Here is a 20766-nt window from a genome sequence, read left to right as displayed (position 1 = left end):
GAAGGGAGGAGATGTTTTGATCAAACTGAATCATGTTTCCTTTTCTTACCAGAACGGGGAAGCAAATGAAATGCAGGTGCTGTCTGATGTAAGCTTTCAGGCATCACGCGGAGAATGTGTGGTACTTTGTGGGAAAAGCGGATGTGGGAAGACGACCATGCTTCGCCTGGTAAACGGTCTTATCCCACATTTTTATGCCGGGAAACTGGAGGGGAATGTCCTTGTAGGCGGACAGGAAATGCAGCAGACACCGTTGCCCCAAACGTCCCGGATTGTGGGAAGTGTCTTCCAGAATCCCCGTACCCAGTTTTTCCATCTGGATACGACCGGAGAGATGGCTTTTAATCTGGAAAATCAGAATCTCCCCCGCCCGCAGATGAAGAAGCGTCTGGAGGAGGTGTCCTATCGTCTGAACCTGCAGGAGCTGATGGACCGGAATATTTTTGAACTGTCAGGCGGCGAGAAACAGCAGATCGCCTGTGGCTCCGTTTATGCGGCTTTACCGTCGGTCATCGTTATGGATGAGCCTTCTTCTAATCTGGATATGGAGAGCATCCGAAAACTGCAGAAGTTGATCCGCATGATGAAGGATGAAGGAAGAACTGTGCTGATTTCAGAGCATCGGCTGTGGTATCTGGAGGGAATCGCTGACCGTTATGTGCTGCTGGAGGATGGCCGGATCAGGCAGGAATTTACGCCGGAAGCAGCGGCCGATCTTTCGCTGGAGAAGCGCAAAGCGTTGGGACTCAGGGCCGTAAAGCGGGAGCAGCTTTATGAGCTGAGGCCCGATATGGGGCTGATAAAACAAAAGAGTACCGGGCTGGAAATAGATGGGCTTCAGTTTAGCCGCCAGATGCGCCAGGTACTGAATGTGCCGCATTTAGAAATACCGTCAGGGGCAATCGTAGCGGTGATCGGAGAAAACGGTGCCGGGAAATCCACTTTCAGTCTTTGCCTGGCAGGTCTTTTGAAGCATACGGGTACAGTACGGATCGACGGCAAGAAGATCGCGCATAAAAAGCTGCCGGAGCAGGTCTACCTGGTCATGCAGGAGGCAGGACATCAACTGTTCAGCGATACGGTATTGGGTGAATTGACCTTGAATAATCCGGCACTGTCAGAAGAAAAGGGCAAAGAGGTTTTGACAACGCTGGGCTTAAATGGTATGGAGAACCGTCACCCTGGCTCCCTCTCCGGAGGTCAGCAACAAAGGCTTTCTCTGGGAACAGCTCTTTGCATGAAGCGAAAACTGATGCTCTATGATGAGCCGACCAGCGGTCAGGATGGAGAAAATCTGCTGCGGACAGCGGAACTGATCCGTGCAGCCAATAAACAGGCAGCCAGTACCCTGATCGTGACACATGATCCGGAGCTGATCTTGCGCTGTGCGACCCATATTCTGCATATCCACGCAGGGGAAGTAAAGAAATTTATACCGCTTGATGAGAGAGGAGTGATTTATATGAAGAAGGTATTTGGAGAGGATGCGCAGACAAAGAAGCCGCAGAAAACCGGTATTCCGCGCCTGTTAGAGTTTACAGGACGGCATCGTCCCCTACTGGGCGCTGCGCAGTTGTTGTCCGGCATCAGCGCCTTGTTCCTTCTGGGACCGTTTGTGTGTGTTTATTTTGCGGCCCGTGTGCTTTTAACAGGACTGACCGGAGGAGGTTTTGCTATCTCGTCCCTGGTGCAGTGGGGCGTGTGGGCATTGGCGCTGGAACTGGCCGGGCTGATCATTAATTTTGCGGCACTTATGTGCTCCCATACCGCAGCTTTTCATACAGAAAAGAATTTAAAAATGGCAGCGCTCCGTCATTTGTCCAGGATGCCAATGGGGTATTTTGAGGAAAATCCCAGCGGAAAGCTAAGAAAAATCATTGATGAAAACAGCGCCCAAATGGAGACTTACCTTGCCCATCAGCTGCCGGATCTGGTGAGCGCTCAGGTCACGACGGTTGCCAGCCTTGTGCTGATGCTGGCTATGGACTGGCGCATTGGCCTTCCACTGATCGTTCTGATGCTTGCAAGCTTTGCCTGCCAGATGACAATGATGGGCGAAAAAACCATGAATTTCATGAAGCGCTATCAGGACGCTCAGGAGGAAATGAACCACGAGGCGGTGGAGTATGTCCGGGGAATCTCCGTGATAAAGGTATTTGGACAGTCGGTACATTCGATACGGCGCTTCAAGGAAGCGATCAATGCTTATCGGGATGACGCACTGGCCTTTACTATGGCCTGCAAGCCCGGATATGTGGGCTTCAATACTGTGGTCAATGCCGCTTTTCTTGTGCTGATCCCTGCCGCACTCATCGGCATGACTTCGGCGGGAGATTTGACTGCCTTTATAGAGAATTTCCTGTTTTATCTGATTTTTGCACCTGCATGCGCATCTGTTCTCAACAAGATCATGTACATGAGCAACTATAAGATGCAGGCTATGGAATCTATGCGGCGGATTGACACAATTCTGCTTGCCAGAGAGCAGTCAGAGGCACAGGAGCCGCAAATGGCACAGGGCAGCGACATTTGCTTTGAGCATGTGACCTTTACCTATCCCACAGGAGAACAGCCTGCGGTTTCAGATGTCAGTTTTACAGCAAAAGCCGGAACCGTTACGGCACTGGTGGGACATTCCGGCTCCGGCAAGACCACCATCGGGACCCTGGTCCCCCGCTTTTATGATGTGCAGGAGGGGCGTATTACGCTGGGCGGCGTGGAACTTTCTGAGATTTCCCGACAGGAAGTCATGGGAAAGATTGCTTTTGTCTTCCAGAATCCCAAATTACTGAAAACAACACTGGAGGAAAATATCCGCGGCGGCTGCAAAAATGCCAGCCGGGAAGATATCCTGCGGGCAGCCCGTCTGGCACAGTGTGATGATATTCTGGCAAAGCTGCCGGAGGGCATTGACAGCATCGTGGGCGGGAAAGGCGTCTATCTTTCCGGAGGGGAAGTACAGCGGGTGGCTATTGCCAGAGCAATTCTGAAGGACGCACCGGTCATCATTCTGGATGAAGTCACGGCATTTGCCGACCCCGAAAATGAGGTACAGATTCAGGCAGCCCTGAAGGAACTGACAAAGGGAAAAACAGTCATTATGATTGCGCACCGGCTGTCCACCATTCAGGATGCGGATCAGATCCTGGTAATGAAAGCAGGGAGTCTGGTAGAACAGGGAACGCATCAGGAACTGCTTGGTAAGAATGGCGAGTATGCCCATATGTGGGCAGATTACAATCAGGCAATCGCCTGGAAGATTGACCGGAAAGAGGAGGTGAAACCATGCTGAAGAAATTATTCGCATTAAGCGATCAGGGGGAACGGGAATTAAAGCACGGGATTGTGGCAACTACGATAGGACATTTGTGCATCATGGCTCCCATTTCCCTCTTGATGCTGGTGACCATGGGACTTCTGAACAGGCTCTGCGGGGAGACTGGACTGACAATGCAGCCAGGAGTGATAGTTCTGATGGCGGCGGTTCTCTTACTTTTGATCTTCATAACCCAATGGGTTCAGTATAACCTGACTTATAAAGTGGCTTACGAAGAAAGCGCTAACCGGAGAATTACCCTGGCGGAAAAGCTGCGGCGGCTCCCACTGGCATTTTTCGATCAGCGTGATCTGTCTGATCTGACAACAACCATGATGGGTGACTGCTCTAAACTGGAAAGAATTTTTTCCAATGCGGTTCCCAGTCTCTTTGGAACAGTCATTATGTTTGTGATTGTGTCCGTGGGGCTTTTGATCATGGATTGGCGCATGGGGCTGTGCATTGTTCTGCCGGTACCGGTAGCTGCGCTTATTTTGATAGTGGCCAGAAAGGCCCAGACAAAAGCGGAAAGCCGCAATTATGACGCTCACCGTGCCGCTTATGATGGGGTGCAGGAATATCTGGATACCATACAGGAGCTTCGCTCCGCCGGTCTGGAACAGGAATACCTGGATGGAGTTGAGAAAAAACTGGATTATGTGGTAAAGTGTGCGTTTCGTAATGAGCTGGCTCCAGGTACTGCTGTGACGTTGGCGCAGCTGACAGTACGCTTTGGGCTGGTGGCAGTTCTGCTGGTTGGAGGTCTGTTGGTAGCTCAAAATATGCTGTCCGTCAATATGTTTATTCTTTATCTGTTGGTAGCAGGCCGTGTTTATGAACCCTTTGGTTCCTGCTTTATGCTGATGGCGGAACTGTTTTCTGCATTTGTCAGCATTGAGCGGACGAAGAAGATGGAAGCGACAGTGGAGCAGACTGGTCAGCCTGTTTGTAAGAACAATGGGTACGACATTGAGTTTAAGGATGTTTCTTTTTCGTACAATGATGAGCTTGTACTCAATGGGATTTCCTTTGTAGCGAAACAGGAGCAGATCACTGCGCTTGTAGGCCCTTCCGGCAGCGGAAAATCTACTGTTTCCCGTCTGGCAGCCCGGTTCTGGGATGCAGATGCCGGTCAGGTACTGCTGGGTGGCGTGGACGTGACGACTGTGGAGCCGGAAACGCTGTTTAAGAATTATGCCATCGTCTTTCAGGATGTGACCCTTTTTGACGATTCCGTTATGGAGAACATCCGCCTTGGTCGGGCGGGGGCGACAGATGAGGAAGTGCTGGCGGCAGCCAGGGCAGCTCAGTGCGAGGAGTTTGTTTCCCGTCTGCCTGGCGGCTATTACAGCAATATCGGTGAGAATGGCTGCGCCCTTTCAGGAGGCGAGCGGCAGCGTATCTCTATCGCCCGGGCGATCCTGAAGGATGCGCCGGTAGTTATTTTGGACGAAGCCACAGCTTCCATGGATGCGGAGAATGAGAACTTGGTTCAGCAGGCACTGTCCGTGTTGCTGCAGGGGAAAACTGTACTGGTTATTGCGCACCGTATGCGGACGATTGCAAACGTCGATAAGGTTGTTGTCCTGGAACAGGGCCGCGTCGCAGAGACGGGAACGCCGGAGGAACTTCTGAATAAAAAGGGAGTGTTCTATCGTTTGGCTGAAGCACAGACGGTACATCGATAGAGCTTCGGGAATCAGAAAACAATGCAGACAGGTATGACAAAGGGAGTCAATGAAAATGAATCAGATGAGTGTACTCGTAACAATATCTTTTGCGATTTATTGACGAGCCTCGGTGTGGATGAAAAAACCGCTATGGATGATGCCTGCCGTATGGAACATGCTGTTAGTAAAAAGAGTTTTTTGGCCCTTATGATGCTTGCTGAAAATCTCTCCAATGTTTGAACAGAACAGTTACAGACAGCTAATAAAAGAGTAAAAGATGGCCGCCTATGAGGAAATTATCCTTTTGAGCATCCTCCCCAAGAAGGAGGTCTACACAATCGAATACTCTTGCCCGATAAAGGGGCGTGGACAGTCAAAGCACTGTCCACGCCCCTTTTTGATTCGACAGCTTTCTTCAGCATTTGCTACGACATTTTGGCAAGTGTTGAATGAACTTGAACAGGACAACAATCAAGCAATCTATTACTTCAGATATCCTGTATATACAAAGAGAAGAAAAATAAGTGCTATAATATTAACTGTGTTGAAAATGTAGGAAAAAGGTGTGTGCAAGATGAAAAATGTGCTTTTTATATTGCGGCTACAGAGAAATTATCTGAATCAGAAAAGCATGAAATTGAAATGGATATAAAGAATGCAGAGATTTATCTTAGAAATAGTGAAAATGAAAAGCACAGAAAAATCACAACGACACAACCAGAATACTTTGATGGGATAAGAAGCATTCCTATAAATCAAATTGAAGTTCCACCATGTTTTAAAAAGAATAGGCCAGCAGAAAAGAAAATTGATTCTATGATTGAATATTATAAAGAACGTGGACATTTTGATAAGCCTGTCACGGTTGTATTTCGGAATGATAAGTATGTATTAAAAGACAAATTTTTACGATACTATAGAATGGTTCAGAATGGAAAGTCAGACCGACCAATGAAAAGAAAAAGAAACTGAAAAAGAAGCTGAGCGAATATCTGAAAAGAGGAAAAGCAGTAGCGAGACCACTTGCAGTTACAATTAAAAGGGTAAACGAGATTGTACGAGGGTGGATAAATTATTTCAGAATTGGAAAGATGAAACAGTTTGTGAAAGAACTCGGGGAATGGCTGAGACATAAAATCAGAGTAATTGTCATGAAGCAATGGAAGAGAACCAAAACCATTTATCGGAATCTAAGCTATCTGAACTGGAAACATAAGAACAGATTTAGCAATAAAGAAATATTTAAAGCTGCAAATTCGAGACTGGGTTGGTACAAAAGAAGCGGAATGAACGTGGTGAATTTCATTATCAGCAAGGATTTACTTGAAAACAGGATAAAAGATGGAGCTGGTCTGCTCAATCCCTTATCCTATTACTTAGTTAAAGTTGGAATATAAATTGTAGAGCCGTATACGAGACCCGTACGTACGGTTCAATGGGAGGGGCGAAAATATTTATTTTCCCTCTACCCTATTTACGATATAGTTTCTTTTACCGCGGCAACAGCGATTACCGGTTACCAGAATTCCAGCGTCTCTTTCTACAACACTGCACCCCCTTTTGATTAGCGTTTTTTTCTCCGCACCTCTTGCAAACCAGAAAGAAGCGCGGTATAATATGACCAGAAGAACCGAAATGGTCATATTTCAGGGAGGGTGCGACCTTGGCTTTTACCGATTACGAAACTGAGCAGCTCCGCAAGGCGTTGCTGAAGGAAACGAGACATTGTGCTGTCACGCTGGGGATGAAGAAAACCTCCGTAGAGCAGCTGACGAAGGCGGTCGGCATTTCAAAGGGCTCGTTCTATAAATTCTACGAATCCAAGGAAATGCTTTTCTTCGCGGTTTTGGAGAACGTTCACTCCGATCTTTACGGAGTGGCTGACCATGCACTGAGCGAAGCAAACGGCTTGCCGCCGTCGGAGCGTGCGGCAAAGGCGGTTCTTGCCGTCTGCCGGCGGCTGTCCGATACCGGCGACATGGTTTTCATTGAAAACGATGCGAAGCTGCTTTTGCAGAGACTGCCGGAGGACATCAAAAATGTCCATTACCACGATGACGAGACGCACATTCGTCTACTTTTGGAGAAATATGACCTTGCGCCGAATCGCGGCATCTCTTTGGCTGCCGCCACGGTACGGGGACTGATCTTGACTGTTTCCCACAAGGAGCAGTTTGGAGAACTGTACCCGCAGGTGCTGGAAACGCTGGTGTACGGCGCTTGCAGGGAGTTATTTAAATAAACGGAAGGCCGCAGAGATGCGGCTTTTCCGAAATACGGCGGTTAGCACTCTCTAACTACACGACTGTGCGTATCGGTTAGGCGAATCTAATATCGAAAGGAATGATAGCGATGCCGGAACACAAGAACTTCTGGGACAAAAATGCCGGTCGGTACGACCGCTTTATGCGAAAGGATCGGGCAGCGTATGAGGAGATGTGTGCGCACATCCGGCCGGTGGTGAAAGCAAAAACGGTGTTGGATCTGGCGACCGGCACGGGGCTAATCGCAAAACATATCGTAAACGCAGCGGCACACATCGAGGCGACGGACGCTTCTGCGGAAATGATTGCGGAAGCCAAGCGGGACAATCACTCGGCGAAGCTGCACTTTTCCGTGCAGGATATGTTCCGCCTGCCCTACGCGGATGAATCTTTTGATGTGGTGATCGTGTCAAACGCACTGCACATCGTGCCGCAGCCGGAGAAAGCCCTGCAAGAAATCAAGCGGGTTCTGAAGGATGACGGCGTGTTGATTGCGCCGACCTTCACCCATGCCGGAAACTCTTTTTCCGGCATGGTCAGGGCATTTTTTATGAGGATGGCAGGCTTTCCTCTCCGCAGCAAGTGGACGAGCGAGGAATATCTGACTTTTCTGCGGCAGAACGGCTGGACGGTGCGGAAAAGCGCTGTTTTGAAGGCATCCTTCCCGCTGACCTATGCGGAATGTGTGAAATCGGAGGTGTGATAAGATGTCATTTTTTGAGAACACCAGAAAGCCTGTGGGGCTTGGCGGGAAAATCATGGTCGCCATGATGAATCTGGGGCACAGTCCTGTGGCACGGTGGGGACTTCGCTTTTTGGAGCTTACTCTGGACGCCAAGGTGCTGGACTGCGGCTGCGGCGGAGGGGCGAACATCAAGAGACTTCTGAAAAAATGCCCGGAGGGTATTGTCAAGGGCATTGACTATTCCCCTGTCAGTGTGGAGAAATCCAAAAAGGTCAACGAGGCCGCCATAGCGGAGGGCCGCTGCACCGTTCTGCAAGGCAGCGTGGCGGATATGATCTTTGCAGGCGACTGGTTCGATGCGGTAACGGCCTTTGAAACCGTCTATTTCTGGCCCGATCTGCCGCAGTGCTTCCGGGAGGTTTACCGGGTGCTGAAGCCCGACGGGAAATTACTCATCTGCAACGAAAGCAACGGCGATACGGACAAGGACAAGAAGTGGACGGAGATCATCGGCGGCATGACCATCTACAAGGACGCCGAGCTGAAGGCGTATCTGGAGCAGGCGGGCTTTCACGATGTGCAGATACACAAAAAGAAAAGCTGGCTGTGCATCACGGCACGGAAATGAGGGGGGCTAAATCATGAGTATCTTTGCATCTATCTTACGCAGCGTATACAAGCTCTCCGGTGCGAAAAAGGCGTTCGCCTTGCCGGAGGATGCACTGCGAAAGGAAATTGAAAAGCAGAACCGGCATCGTGGCGTTTTTACGCCCACCGACCGCAAGGTATATTATGAAACGATCGCGGTAAACGGCTTTCCCTGCCTGATCGTGCGAGAGCATCCGAAGCCGTCCGAGCGCGCTATTCTCTATTTCTTTGGCGGCGGCATGGTGATCGGCCCCGATAAGGGCGACCTGCCTGTGATGCGCAAGCTCTGCCGCGAGACCGGCTGTGATGTGTGGTTTCCGTTTTACCCGCTCTGCATGGAACACTGCATTACTGAAACATACGCGATGGTGTACGAATGTTATCGAAAAATAATTACACTGTACGGCGGCGGAAATGTCAGCACCTGTGGTTTTTCCTCTGGCGGTGCGCTGGCTTTGGGGATCGCGGCGCACAACAACGCGCAGCCCGAGCCGCTGCCGCAGCCGAGACACATCGTCGTTGTATCCCCCGGTGAAGTGCCGTGGAACGATGCGGAAAAGGCGCGGATGCAGGCGCTCAATAAACGGGACGTTTCCATCGACTATGCCTTTATGGTGACAGTGGAAAAAATCATGCGGCATGGCTGCGAGAATGTGCCGGACTATATGCTCTCCGGCTCCCGGGGAGATTTTACCGGCGTAGGCGATATTCACTTCTTCTATTCTGCCGACGAGGTGCTCTACGGTGCTTTGCCGGACTTTGAGGAAGCCTGCAAACGAGCAAATGTCCCCTATACGGTGTCCGCCCGCCCGAAGATGGTGCATTGCTACTGTATGCTGCCGATCTTCAAGGAGGCAAAAGAGGACTTTGCGAAAATCGTGGACATTTTGAAAAAATGAAATCGGAAACGGTCGTGTGATGATTGAAACACGGAGGAAGAACCATGGAACGAAAAGAAGCCATTCGCAGTGCATACCGAATGACGGGCGGCAATAATTTTTATGATGGCATCATGATCACCTGCTCTACCCTGAGCGGGAAAGCGGTGTGCTGCTTGGTGTGGGCAATGAACAAGGCGGAAAACGATGCCTATCTGGAAAAGGCAATGTCCGGTATTCCGGAGCATTTCTCCGGCAAGCTGTTGGAAGTGCCGGTGGGAACAGGGATTCTGACCATGCCGGTTTATCGGACTATGCCGGAGGCGGACATTACCTGTCTCAATTATTCGCCCGATATGATGAGGCAGGCACGGGAAAAGGCTGACTGCCTGCACCTGAAAAATGTAACCTTCCGGCAGGGAGATGTGGGGGCGCTTCCCTATGAAGACGATACTTTCGACATCGTTTTGTCGCTGAACGGCTTTCATGCTTTTCCGGACAAGGAAGCCGCCTATCGGGAGGTTTTCCGGGTTTTGAGACCCGGCGAGACATTCTGCGGCTGCTTCTATGTGAAGAGCGAGCACAAGCGGACGGATTGGTTTGTCCGGCATGCTTATGAAAAGGCAGAGTTTTTCACACCGCCCTATGAAACGGTTTCCAGTCTGAAAGCACGGCTGGATGGAATGTATACGGATGTGGACATGGGAAACCTGAAAAGCATGGCATGGTTTGTCTGCCGAAAAGCGGGTTAAATCTGAGATGGTCTCATGCACGCAAGAAAGAACAAGGAGGGAGGCAATCAGATGAAGGACAACGAGCTTCTATTCGACCGCAAAAGCCATGTGCTGTATTCAAAGCCTTGCAAGAAAGAGATACGGGCGAAGATCGCCCTGCACTACCCGGAAGCAGAGCGGGAGGCGATATGGGAACAGGTACAGCGGCAGTACGTGGTCTTTCTCTCCGACTGGCGCACCGACTTGGGCGGCAAAAAGAACTTCCACAACGACGTAGGAGGCACCTACGACTGCATCGCCATCATGAGCTATTATTTGGTCTGCAAAGCAGTTACTTCGTTCCGTGAAATCGAAGAGATGGAGGAAAATCTGATTCTTCCGACTTTCCGCAAGCTGAAATTTGTGGACTGCAACAAGCCGTTCTGGCGGAAGCTGATGTACAAGGCGTTTGTTCGTGCGAAAAGCGGCTGCGATAAATGGCACGATTACGAGATGGCGGTTGCGCCTTATGAAACCGACAAGCCTATTTATTATGAATTTACGGCGTGCCCGGCAGCGGAGTTTGCTATCAAGCACGGTCTTACGGATATTATGCCCACCCTGTGTAATGTGGACTTTGCGTCCATAGAACTGCTGCACGCAAGGCTGGTGCGGACGACCACCTGCGTGGACGGCTGCCGGTGCGACTATACCATCTGCGGCGATAAAGACCCATACTTAAAGGAACATCCCGAATATCGGGATGAGGCGGGCTTCAGGAGGAATCGGTAATGCTTTTACAGGTGATTTTGGAAGGCATCGGGCTGGGCGTTCTGCTCATTTTGGTTTGCGCCATCGGTATCCGCAAGGGCGCGGTGGGCATGGTGCATCTTTACAGCCCGGAGGTGCAGGAGCGGTGCGTAACGCTAGGACTTACAACACACGCGAAAATTAAGCGAAATGCTTTGATTTTCAAAGCTGTCTGCGTTCCCGGTTACATCGCCTATGTGCTGGTGTGTGTCTATGCGCTCAACGGCGCAAAGGGCTTCGTTCAGGGCTTTTGGCAGCTGCTGGTCATACTGTCCGTTATGAATCTCATAGACCGATTTTGGGTTGACGGCTATTGGGTAGGACATACGAACGCATGGGAAGTTCCGGGAACGGAAGACCTGAAACCCTACATTACAGCCAAGGATAAGGGCAAAAAGTGGCTGTTCGGCACAGTTGGTATGGCGGTCATTTCGGCAGCACTGGCGGCGATTATGTCGGTATTTATTCACTGAAGGAGATACCTATATGAAATATAAAATCGAGAAAAACACCGTACAGGAGACGTTGATCATTCCGCTGTATGCGCGGAAGGTCTGCTCAGAACTATACCCGAATCTTTACCGGGACGAAACAGCGGTTCGCCTGATTGACGAGATCGACTACGACTTTTCAGAGGCGGAGAAAAAATCCCGCAGCCTGATGCAGCGTTTCGGTTCACTGGAGGTGGCCATGCGGCAGAATGACCTTGCTTTTGAGGTGCGGGATTATCTGAAATCTCACCCCAATGCGGCGGTGGTCAATCTGGGCTGCGGACTGGACAGCACAGGGAGAAGCTGCGACAACGGCAGTTGCAAGATTTATAATCTGGACTTTCCCGATGTGATCGCCCTGCGCAATGAACTGCTGCCCGCCGGAAAGCGGGAGGAAAGCATTTCTTGTGATTTGAACAATACCGAGTGGTTTAAGGAAATTGATGCCTCCGGCGGCGCGTTGTTCTTTGCCTCCGGCGTGTTTTACTACTTTTTGACCGAACAGGTCAAGGCTTTGGTTCAAAAAATGGCAGACGCTTTTCCCGGCGGCGTGCTGGTATTTGACGCAGCGAACCGGACGGCGGTAAAGATGATTGCCAAGACATGGCTCAAGAGCGCGAAGATCCAGGATGTGGGCGCGTATTTTGCGGTTTCGAACGCAAAAAGCGAGCTTTCCCTGTGGGACAGCCGTTTGCAGGTCACGAGTCGGGGCTATATGCTGGGCTACAACGATCTCCGCGACCCATCCGTCAGCGGCTTTTTCCGTTTTCTCGCAAAGGTCGGCAACGGCATGATGAAAATGCAGATCGTGAAGATCGGATTTGGAGGCAGGAAATGAAATCGAGTAAAGAAAAACGAGCGCTTATTGCGGGAATGATCGGGTGCTTGCTCTATGTGATCGGCGACTTTTTGTTTGCGGCGACCGGGAAAACCCAAAGCACGGAATCCATCGGACTGATGGTCAAAGTCGCCTATCTCGATATGGCCACATGGCGCATGGTGGTCAGCATTATCTGCGGTGTTCTCGGAACGGCACTCTATTACATCGGTTTTCACCAGATGTGGAAGCTCCTGAAGCGGCACCTCACCCAACCAAAGCAGCAGAAGTGGGTCAAGCTGTTTCAGATCGCCTATCTCACCGGCACGGTCTGCTGGGGCTATGTCCATGCTATGTTTACGAACATGGCGCTGTTCTTCAAGTTTACCTTTGAGAAATACGGCGATATGCAGGCGGCAGCAGAGATCGCCAATAAGGTTTTTTACTGCAACGCCGCGCCGCTGCTGGCAGCATATATCCTGTGTGATGTACTTCTTTCCGTCGTGATGCTCGTTATGATCTGGAAAAGGATGCTCCCGCTGAAAAACACAGCACAGCGGATATTGGCATCCTTCTGCAACCCCATCGTTTTTACGGGGATTGTGGGAAATCTCTTCACGCTTCTGCCGTGGCCGCTGGATCAGATCGATCACGGCACGGAATCCGCCGGACACCTGCTGGTTTTGGTATTGGGGCTGGTTTTGCTGCGGGAGAAGGCAAAATGCGGAGAATGTAAGGAGACAGTGCAATGAAATACATAGGTATGCCCATGGGAATGTGGGCGCTGTTTGCAGGCTCATTCCAAAAGCAGCTGACAGAGGTGCTCGGCTACGATACCGATACGGCAAAAGCGATCACGAAAAATGCAAAGCCGAAATACAAAGCAATCATCGCAGACCTGCCGGAGTTTGAAAAAGCGGATCGCTTCAAGATGAACATCGTCAACTGCGCAATGATCGGCGCGTTCGTTCTCTCCATGCCGGAGCGTCCGGATGTGGAGTGGCTGACGGAGTATTACGCAAAATCCATGATGACAAAGCCGATGAAATGGTTCTGCCGCAAGAGCGGAAAGAGCAAATTTGCCGAAAAGGACATTTCCGGCATGAAGGCGACCGCAGCCTTGAAAGCCGCCGACCGCAACCCGTATTCATGGAATATGGAGTTTTACGAATACCCCGACGGCAGCGGATACGAGGGACGCTTCACCAAATGCGGCATCTGTGTGCTGATGAAAAAGCTGGGGCTATATGACCTCACTCCGGCGCTGTGCCGCCTGGACTACACCATGAGCGAAGCGGGCGGCGTGACCGACTTCGTGCGGCAGTACACTCTCGCCTCCGGCGGCCCATACTGCGACTGCGGGTATAAAAAGAAGGGCTTCGTGAAGCCTGAGACGGAGGCCGGACGATGAAGGAAACCTATCTCTCCCGTGATTTTCGGGAGACTGCGGCACAGCGCTTTTCCTCGCACGCCAAGGAGCTGAAGGCCTTTTTTGATACACGGTTGAATGCGCTGCTGGCTGAAAATGCAGATGCAAGCAAGGAGAAGCAATACCACCTCAAGCGGCAGATCTTACCGGGCATTGCGGCCTACGAAACCTTGCAGCGGGTCATGCCGAAAGAGGAGGCGCTGCAAATCGTTCATGGCTATGTGGAGCGGCTGGCGAGAACGAGTCACAAACAGCTTGCCACCCTGCTGCTCATACCGGGGCTTTACCGCCTTGTTCCCAGCGTTTTCGTCAAATCCACGCGGAGCGTCTTCGGCCCGGCGGCGGGCTTTGACCCAAAGGAGTTGCAGGTCGGCAACGGTATATGGCGTGTGGATATGGTGAAATGTCCCTATCACGACACCTGCGCAGAATACGGCTACCCGGAGCTGTGCCGCTGCTTTTGCGACAGTGACGACATCAGCTACGTCGGGCTGCATCCGAAGCTGATCTGGGAGAGAAGCATGACGTTGGGGCGCGGCGATGACCGCTGCGACTTTTGCATGAAGATCATAAAATAGGGACGCAGGAATGAAGAAAATGAAGACGAAAGAAACAAAACAGTTCATCCACTGGTGCATTCTTGGCGCGATCGGATGTGGATTGATGGCTGCCGGGGACTGGCTGCTGGGGTGCGTTCCGCTTCAGAAAACCGACACCGGCCTTTTCAACAGAGCCTGTTATCTGTCTGGCTCTTATGGGCTGTGGAGGCCCGTGCTTACCGTTGGACTGGGAGCGATTGGGGGCTTTCTCTATTACTTTGTGGTAAAAGCACTGAATGCGGACATCGACGAAAAATATAGAAAGACCAGAACCATCCAGTTTCTGTGCGGGATATTCACCGTTGCGATCGCTCTGACCATCCATACATGGGTGGCCACCATGGCATGGTTTACCACCTATCTGGGGCCGCGTATCAGAGCGGAGGCCGCGCTTGCGGCGGTTACGGCCTATCAGGACGATATGCTCCCCGCGATCCTCCCCATGTATGTTCCGATGCTATTGGTTTTTGGTATCCATTTTGTGATGCTGCTTGCCGGAAAAACGCGCTATCCAAAGTGGATGCTTGCTTTCCATCCGGTCACATGGAACCTTCTGCTGGCTGCAGTACCGGATATTGCGCAGGCAATGCAGATGCCGGTGTCTACATGGATGTCCGTGATGAGCCAGAGCAGCACGAACAGTGCTATCATGATCTGGTGCATTGCGGCTGCGGTTTATGAGAGAAGTCACACTCAATAAAAAAGGAGTCTTGAACATGAAACCTGATTACAAAAACTGGATCCCCAAGGGAATGCTGGTTTCGCTCATCGCGGGAACGGTGCTGTCCCTTGCGCTGCTGCTCGTTTTCGGCGTATTCGGCATCGGTGTGAGAGGAAAGCTGCGCGTCGTGCTGGGAGTGGTGTTCGGCATTGCCTTTGTCGTTTGTGCAAAGTACACCCAGCGGTGCGCTGACCATTGCCTGCGCAAAGCGCAATCCCCAGGGGAAAATGGTCGGCATTGACCGCTGGGGCAAGGAATATGCCTCCTTCAGCCTGCCGCTGTGCGAAAAAAACGCCGCTGCGGAGGGCGTGAAAAACGCTTCGTTCCGGCGTGGAAACGCCGTGAAGCTGGATTTCCCCGACGAGAGCTTCGACGCAGTGACCAGCAACTATGTCTATCACAATATCACGGGGAAGGACAAGCAGGCGCTTCTGCTGGAAACGCTGCGCGTGCTGAAAAAGGGCGGAACGTTTGCCATCCATGACCTGATGTCGCCTCGCAGATACGGCGATATGCAGGAGTTTGTCCAAAAGCTCAGGGATATGGGCTATGAGCGCGTAGAGCTGATCGACACGACCGACGGCAGCTTTATGACGCCGAAGGAAGCCGGACGCCTGATGCTTTGCGGCTGAACATTGCTGGTGGGAAGAAAGTAATCGGCGCGGCATCATGGAAAGCTGATCTCCGCACAGTTTGACAGCTACCGCCGGAGCATGGCGGAATGTACCGACCGCAAGACTGCCGGGCTATATATGGACGCGACGATGGTCTATCACTTCGGCGGCTAGGCTACGTTTCTTAAGCCTGTAAATAAATCACGGGAGGAAAAGTGATATGAAATACAACGGCTTTTATTTCTGGATGTTCAAAAGCCCGATGAAAAAGGTTCTGGCAGAGAAGTACGGCAGGGAATATGCCGCCGACATTATGAAAAAGAGCAAAAAGGTCTATCGTGAGCTTGTCGAGAAAGCAGACGACATCGGTGACGATAACCCTATGGCATACAACGAGTTGTTCGCCCTTGCCTTCGTTGCGCCCTATGTGGCAAGCGAAAAGAAAATTCCGCCAACGGTCGTGCAGGAAATGATGCGCCGCTCACTCTATCATATCAAGTGGTATTTTGCAAAGACCGACTTGAATACCGACAAGGGCAAGGCGGAGAACAAAAAGAGCGTTGTCAAATACGCCAAATGGTACACGCCCGAAAAGGAAGCGAAATACCCGACCTCCTTCAAGGTGGATTTTGTCGGGCAGCCGTATGAGGGTGCCTGTTACTACCGCATTACCCGCTGCCCGATTTGCATTTACACGGAGAAACTCAGTGTTTCCGAACTCATGCCGTTGTTCTGCGAACTTGATGAAGTGATGATCACGCTTCAGCACGGCGTGCTGCACAGAAAACAGACGCTGGCGAATGGCGGAGAGTATTGCGACTACTTTATTACCGGAAACAGAGAATAAACGGAGAAGCTCGTATCGGTCAATAGCTGATACGAGCTTCTTTTCATATGTGCGCCTAGCGGCGCACGTTTCTAACGGGTTAAAGTCCCGAATCCGCCCGGTAGTGGGAAGGATATAGCCGAAAGCAAGGGTGTCCATCGTGAGATGGAATCTGAAGGAAGCTGGATGTGAGGAACATACTAACTCATGGGCAAATCTCTGGTCTGACGGACAGAAACCTTATATGAGGTTATGCATGAGGGTAAGGTTGCATATCAAATCGAAGCCCAATAACTACACGGAATCATGCATGATAAATGAGGCAGACGGATGGAGAGGAAGAAACGTGTGGTACCTAGGGAGGTCTGTGCGGTACGCCTTGAAAGAGGTAACCATTGCATAAAGCAATGCTGAACGCACAGAAGTCAGCAGAGGTCATAGTAGCCGAGAGGTGAAGGACCGAATCAGTAGGAGTCTTGAGTATGAACGAGAAAGGAGGAATGACCGTCTATGGCAGAAAACATTGAAAACAATGGCTGTTTGCAAAGAGATAATGCGGAACATGAAGGGTATGTGAAAGCGTCTAGGTCATTCAATCGGATATGGAAAGAAAGAGACAGTGCACAGCCGAGACTTTTGGAAGCGATACTGTATAAAGACAACTTTAACAGAGCGTATAAGAGAGTTAAGGCAAACAAGGGAGCGCCAGGAATTGATGGCATGACCATTGAGGAGGCTCTTCCATATCTAAAGGAACATCAACAAGAGTTTATAGCTTTTACTTTTTTCTCCAGTTGGCATACTGGTGGCAAGTCCATTTTCATGGCAGATACGATTACTGATTCTGCAGAGTTTATGGTAACTCCGCTTATTGGAAACATACTTGTGATGATCAACAAAGCTTGCGGCGTTAAAGATGATATGATTGTGAATATGATTTTTGTCAACGTGGGTGCTGATCACGAAGCTTTGAATTGGGTGATCCAAGTTATTGTGATAATAGCCTTGATTCCTATACAACATTTGGAATTTCCTATGACAAAATCTCTGATAACTGGATATATGATGGGAAAATTATTCATATTCTCTATGATGCAGACCCCAACATCAACTGTGATAACAATGCAAGTGATGGTATCAACCTCAAAGATGACTTCCTTTGCATACATAAAAACCGCTGTACAGGTCTCCCCATACAGCGGCAGACTGTTTATTTCCCGAACAAGTCGCTGTGTGTGCCGGTGCGAGCCAGCGTCAGCACCAGAACATCATCCTCAATGCGGTAGACAAGCAACCAGTCCGGAAGAATATGACATTCCCGATGACCTGCCCAATCGCCTGACAGGTCATGGTCACGGTTCTTATCCGGCAACTGTTCGCCCATCGCCAGCAATGTCACGACCTGCTCCAGCAGCTCGATCTTCAAGCCACGCTTTATGGCTCGTTTATAATCTTTTTTGAAACATGTGGTGTACTTGACGGTATATTTTGTTTCTTTCATCTTTTTAAATCAGCAAACAACTCGTCAAGGTCATTGTAGCCCTTTACAGACGGGTCTTTTGCAATCCTTTCCGCTTCCAGCATGGCAGCAACCGTTTCTTTGTTCGGCTGTTCTAGCCTTACCTCAAAGGGAATGCCGCCTTCACGAAGCGACTGGCGCACAAAGATGTTAAATGCCGTAGTCAGGTTCATGCCAAGTTCAGTAAACAGTGCGTCCGCCTGCGCTTTCAAATCTGCGTCCATGCGGATACTGATGTTTGTAGTATTTCCAGCCATACGATCAGCTCCTTTCTGCTGGCAATTATAGTATATGTCATTTGCACGAAGAAAACAATACTTTGCACGAATATTTAATGTTAAATTCATTTAAAGAGGAGTTGAAGATGAATTTTATAAAGAAAAAAGGGTGCTGGGTGTCAAAGAAACAGAATTATCTAATGCAAGGGATTGTATTTGCTTCCAGATTGTATCGCCGTATCAGTACCACGCTGGAGATATTTTGCGAAATTTTCTTTTATCGATACTGCTTGCCATCATGAGCGTGGCATATATTTCGAAAGCTTGTTAAGAAACGAGTAAAGCTTGTATGGAAGCTATTTGGAATACAAACTGTATCCAAGGAATCATAAAATTTCTGGAATAAATAGAGATTATTCTGGAAGTGATATGTGTTAAAATTGCATTCTTATTTCTACAAAAAAGAAATTGCTTCAAAATTTGAAATATTATAAAATAAAATTTGCAGAAAGAGTACAAAAAGTGAGTTCCCTTTTGGAAATTCCTTTTCGTACTCTTTTTCTATTAAAAAGTTTATTTTTTTCCAAAATCCTATTGAAACTAAAAGAACCAACTTGCTACACTCGCAGTAGAAACCAGAGGATAATCAAAAAATGGAGGGTTACCAATGAAAGAAAAACAGTTACAGCAAAAGAAAAGAAGAATCTTATGGGGATGGATCCTGGCAGTATTGTTACTTAGCATCAGTATGGGAACCGTCAATGTTCAGGCGGCAAAGCTAAAACTTAACAAAACAAAAGTTACCGTATATAAAGGTTGTACGGAAACATTAAAAGTAACTGGCAGCAAAAAGAAAGTAAAATGGAGTAGTTCCAAAAAGGCGGTCGCGTCTGTTTCTTCTTCTGGGAAGATAAAAGGGAAAAAGAAAGGAACGACAGTGATTTATGCAAAGGTTGGAAAACAAACTTTGAAATGCAAAGTTACAGTGAAGGAACCAAGTAATGCTCAGAGATTAAATCTAGCGAAAAAGGAAGCAAGGAAAATTGTAAAGAAATATGTAATTTCCAATCTGAATACGAAAGAACGTGCCTTTGTTCTATTTCAGTATCTGACTGAGCATTGTTGCTGGCAACTTAATCAGTCTACAGAAGCTTATAAAAAGAATTACGGAAATGAAGCTTATGCGGCATTAATTTTGAAAAAGGCGGCCTGTTCCGGCTATGCAAGGGCATACAAATTACTCTGTGAGGCAGCAGGTATTCCGGTAAGACATGTGAATGCAGGAAGCTGGACGCATCAGTGGAATGAAATAAAGGCAAATGGAAAATGGATTAAGGTGGATGCTTATGGGGGAACCTTCGCAGATACAACCGGAATTCGGAAATCACTTCTGAAAGAAAATAAAAATAAGGAGCAGCTGGTGTTTAAATTTGTGATGGAAGAAGAGGAATAAAAGATTCGGACATCAAAAAACAGACAGGATACAATTCTACAGAAGTGAAGAAATCTGGAAATGAAACCGACGCGTGTTAAATAATGAAGGAGAATGCAATTTACGACCAAAATGCGACTTTATTGCAACCTCTATAACATTGACTTCCGATTCCATCCATTATAGAATGGTATTTGTAAAAAGAAGGCACAATTAGCAGCTTGTTACGCACAGGCTGCTATTTTTGTGCCTTTTTAATCGTATTACTAATAGGAGGGTTTACATGGATAACACAAAAAGAGCACTTGCAGAGGAAGCCACAGAAAAAGAAATACCCCGGGCCGCTTACGAAGGGGTGCTTACCATTGATGTGGATGCACAGGTGGAAAGCATGGAAGAGCAGGAAGATGCCAGATGGCACCAACTGTTAAATGCACATCGTACCAGAAAGGTTCTGACCGGGCAGCTTGGCGGCATTGAAAAGCTGGAAAGCGGTTGGATGGTTGCGGTTACCTATTACAACGGTTTCCGTATCATCATCCCCATGAATGAAATGATGATTAACTTAAGCGGGGATGGTCGGGAAAACGCAGATACCTTAAACCGCCAGGTCCGGATTGCCAACAACATGCTTGGCTGTGACATTGATTTTATCATCAAGGATCTGGATGCCAAAAGCCGCAGCGTGGTGGCTTCCAGAAAAGATGCCATGCTCCGGAAAAGACAAACATTCTACTTTGGGGAAACAGGGGAAAAGCCTCTTTTGTATCCGGGCAGGATCGTAGAGGCAAGAGTCATTGCGGTTGCACCAAAGGCAGTCCGCCTGGAAGTGTTTGGCGTGGAAGTTTCCGTCCGCGCAAGGGATATGGCCTGGGAATGGATGGGGGATGCCGGAGAAAAATTCCAGGTGGAAGATCTGGTCCTTGTTATGGTAAACAAGGTGGAAGTGGATTCGGTAGACCAGATTCGCGTGGAAGTGGATGCCAAAAGCCCGACGGCCAATACCAACAAGGACAATTTGCGGAAATGCCACCGTCAGGGCAAGTATACAGGTATCATTACAGAAGTTTATAAAGGAACCTATTTTTTTTATGCGCCTGGATATCGGAGTTAATG

At 49.3% G+C, this 20766-nt stretch carries 24 protein-coding genes and 2 pseudogenes; 23 read left to right on the top strand and 3 right to left on the bottom strand.

All coding sequences use genetic code 11. The annotated features are described in order from the left end of the window. Positions 1 to 16: 16 nt before the first annotated feature. The 21 genes and pseudogenes from DWZ38_RS16790 to DWZ38_RS16690 all read left to right on the top strand — a co-directional run. On the top strand, positions 17 to 3292 hold the full coding sequence (locus DWZ38_RS16790; RefSeq protein ID WP_117854264.1) for an energy-coupling factor transporter ATPase: 3276 nt from the start codon (positions 17 to 19) through the stop codon (positions 3290 to 3292). After that, entirely contained in the window at positions 3286 to 5004 is a 1719-nt protein-coding gene (locus tag DWZ38_RS16785) for an ABC transporter ATP-binding protein (RefSeq protein WP_117854263.1), read from the top strand. The genes DWZ38_RS16790 and DWZ38_RS16785 overlap by 7 nt, the downstream gene beginning before the upstream one ends. Before the next feature lie 21 nt (positions 5005 to 5025). Beyond that, entirely contained in the window at positions 5026 to 5226 is a 201-nt protein-coding gene (locus tag DWZ38_RS16780) for an iron dependent repressor, metal binding and dimerization domain protein (RefSeq protein ID WP_021926391.1), read from the top strand. Between the two features lie 327 nt (positions 5227 to 5553). Then, positions 5554 to 5958 carry a hypothetical protein gene (locus tag DWZ38_RS22320; RefSeq protein ID WP_021926392.1) on the top strand — a complete coding sequence of 135 codons (405 nt, stop codon included), beginning with the start codon at positions 5554 to 5556 and terminating at the stop codon, positions 5956 to 5958. Beyond that, complete coding sequence (locus DWZ38_RS16770) at positions 5955 to 6383, top strand: group II intron maturase-specific domain-containing protein (RefSeq protein ID WP_347520056.1); 429 nt, start codon at positions 5955 to 5957, stop codon at positions 6381 to 6383. Before DWZ38_RS22320 ends, DWZ38_RS16770 begins: the two co-directional genes overlap by 4 nt. 266 nt (positions 6384 to 6649) lie before the next feature. Next, positions 6650 to 7228: a TetR/AcrR family transcriptional regulator gene (locus DWZ38_RS16765; RefSeq protein WP_117854261.1), complete on the top strand. Its 579-nt coding sequence runs from the start codon at positions 6650 to 6652 to the stop codon at positions 7226 to 7228. A gap of 101 nt (positions 7229 to 7329) precedes the next feature. Then, positions 7330 to 7953: a class I SAM-dependent methyltransferase gene (locus DWZ38_RS16760; RefSeq protein ID WP_243000320.1), complete on the top strand. Its 624-nt coding sequence runs from the start codon at positions 7330 to 7332 to the stop codon at positions 7951 to 7953. A gap of 4 nt (positions 7954 to 7957) precedes the next feature. Continuing rightward, entirely contained in the window at positions 7958 to 8563 is a 606-nt protein-coding gene (locus DWZ38_RS16755) for a class I SAM-dependent methyltransferase (protein ID WP_117854259.1), read from the top strand. A 13-nt stretch (positions 8564 to 8576) separates the two neighbouring features. Next, on the top strand, positions 8577 to 9482 hold the full coding sequence (locus DWZ38_RS16750) for an alpha/beta hydrolase (protein WP_117854258.1): 906 nt from the start codon (positions 8577 to 8579) through the stop codon (positions 9480 to 9482). 44 nt (positions 9483 to 9526) lie between these two features. After that, positions 9527 to 10213 (top strand): class I SAM-dependent methyltransferase, encoded by a 687-nt coding sequence (locus DWZ38_RS16745; protein ID WP_117854257.1) that lies wholly within the window; start codon positions 9527 to 9529, stop codon positions 10211 to 10213. A gap of 51 nt (positions 10214 to 10264) precedes the next feature. Further along, a complete protein-coding gene (locus tag DWZ38_RS16740) occupies positions 10265 to 10966 on the top strand; it encodes an L-2-amino-thiazoline-4-carboxylic acid hydrolase (RefSeq protein ID WP_117854256.1) in 702 nt (233 codons plus the stop codon). Continuing rightward, positions 10966 to 11457, top strand: a complete 492-nt coding sequence (locus DWZ38_RS16735; RefSeq protein ID WP_117854255.1) for a hypothetical protein — start codon at positions 10966 to 10968, stop codon at positions 11455 to 11457. Before DWZ38_RS16740 ends, DWZ38_RS16735 begins: the two co-directional genes overlap by 1 nt. Before the next feature lie 13 nt (positions 11458 to 11470). Next, a complete protein-coding gene (locus tag DWZ38_RS16730; protein WP_117854254.1) occupies positions 11471 to 12313 on the top strand; it encodes a class I SAM-dependent methyltransferase in 843 nt (280 codons plus the stop codon). Next, the gene (locus tag DWZ38_RS16725; RefSeq protein ID WP_117854253.1) at positions 12310 to 13044 is read left to right on the top strand and encodes a DUF6796 family protein; all 735 of its coding nucleotides are present in this window, start codon (positions 12310 to 12312) and stop codon (positions 13042 to 13044) included. Before DWZ38_RS16730 ends, DWZ38_RS16725 begins: the two co-directional genes overlap by 4 nt. Next, on the top strand, positions 13041 to 13703 hold the full coding sequence (locus DWZ38_RS16720) for an L-2-amino-thiazoline-4-carboxylic acid hydrolase (protein WP_117854252.1): 663 nt from the start codon (positions 13041 to 13043) through the stop codon (positions 13701 to 13703). The genes DWZ38_RS16725 and DWZ38_RS16720 overlap by 4 nt, the downstream gene beginning before the upstream one ends. Continuing rightward, positions 13700 to 14299: an L-2-amino-thiazoline-4-carboxylic acid hydrolase gene (locus DWZ38_RS16715; protein ID WP_117854251.1), complete on the top strand. Its 600-nt coding sequence runs from the start codon at positions 13700 to 13702 to the stop codon at positions 14297 to 14299. Before DWZ38_RS16720 ends, DWZ38_RS16715 begins: the two co-directional genes overlap by 4 nt. Positions 14300 to 14309: 10 nt before the next feature. Further along, complete coding sequence (locus DWZ38_RS16710) at positions 14310 to 15020, top strand: DUF6796 family protein (RefSeq protein ID WP_243000318.1); 711 nt, start codon at positions 14310 to 14312, stop codon at positions 15018 to 15020. 16 nt (positions 15021 to 15036) lie between these two features. Further along, the gene (locus tag DWZ38_RS22510) at positions 15037 to 15282 is read left to right on the top strand and encodes a hypothetical protein (protein WP_202031095.1); all 246 of its coding nucleotides are present in this window, start codon (positions 15037 to 15039) and stop codon (positions 15280 to 15282) included. Beyond that, on the top strand, positions 15269 to 15673 hold the full coding sequence (locus DWZ38_RS16705; protein WP_243000316.1) for a class I SAM-dependent methyltransferase: 405 nt from the start codon (positions 15269 to 15271) through the stop codon (positions 15671 to 15673). Before DWZ38_RS22510 ends, DWZ38_RS16705 begins: the two co-directional genes overlap by 14 nt. A 202-nt stretch (positions 15674 to 15875) precedes the next feature. After that, positions 15876 to 16502 carry an L-2-amino-thiazoline-4-carboxylic acid hydrolase gene (locus tag DWZ38_RS16700; RefSeq protein WP_117854249.1) on the top strand — a complete coding sequence of 209 codons (627 nt, stop codon included), beginning with the start codon at positions 15876 to 15878 and terminating at the stop codon, positions 16500 to 16502. 489 nt (positions 16503 to 16991) lie between these two features. Next, positions 16992 to 17249, top strand: a pseudogene (locus tag DWZ38_RS16690) (group II intron reverse transcriptase/maturase); the annotation flags it as partial. Here DWZ38_RS16690 and DWZ38_RS16685 read toward each other — a convergent pair. The 3 genes and pseudogenes from DWZ38_RS16685 to DWZ38_RS16675 all read right to left on the bottom strand — a co-directional run. Further along, a pseudogene (locus DWZ38_RS16685) lies at positions 17250 to 17447 on the bottom strand (relaxase/mobilization nuclease domain-containing protein); the annotation flags it as partial. It abuts the pseudogene before it with no gap. 244 nt (positions 17448 to 17691) lie between these two features. Beyond that, positions 17692 to 17982 (bottom strand): type II toxin-antitoxin system YafQ family toxin, encoded by a 291-nt coding sequence (locus DWZ38_RS16680; RefSeq protein ID WP_117854248.1) that lies wholly within the window; start codon positions 17980 to 17982, stop codon positions 17692 to 17694. Beyond that, a complete protein-coding gene (locus tag DWZ38_RS16675) occupies positions 17979 to 18257 on the bottom strand; it encodes a type II toxin-antitoxin system RelB/DinJ family antitoxin (protein WP_005924829.1) in 279 nt (92 codons plus the stop codon). Before DWZ38_RS16675 ends, DWZ38_RS16680 begins: the two co-directional genes overlap by 4 nt. 628 nt (positions 18258 to 18885) lie before the next feature. Between DWZ38_RS16675 and DWZ38_RS16670 the strand changes: the two genes are divergently transcribed. Both DWZ38_RS16670 and DWZ38_RS16665 read left to right on the top strand, forming a co-directional pair. Beyond that, a complete protein-coding gene (locus tag DWZ38_RS16670) occupies positions 18886 to 19671 on the top strand; it encodes a transglutaminase-like domain-containing protein (protein WP_117854247.1) in 786 nt (261 codons plus the stop codon). Between the two features lie 262 nt (positions 19672 to 19933). Then, a complete protein-coding gene (locus tag DWZ38_RS16665; protein ID WP_301331858.1) occupies positions 19934 to 20764 on the top strand; it encodes a S1 RNA-binding domain-containing protein in 831 nt (276 codons plus the stop codon). Positions 20765 to 20766 lie beyond the last annotated feature (2 nt).

It is taken from the genome of Ruminococcus sp. AF31-8BH, from assembly GCF_003460605.1.
In the GTDB taxonomy this organism is placed as follows: domain Bacteria; phylum Bacillota; class Clostridia; order Lachnospirales; family Lachnospiraceae; genus Blautia_A; species Blautia_A acetigignens.
Note: the sequence above shows the minus strand (reverse complement) of the source record. Positions and strands in the feature narration are given on the sequence as shown.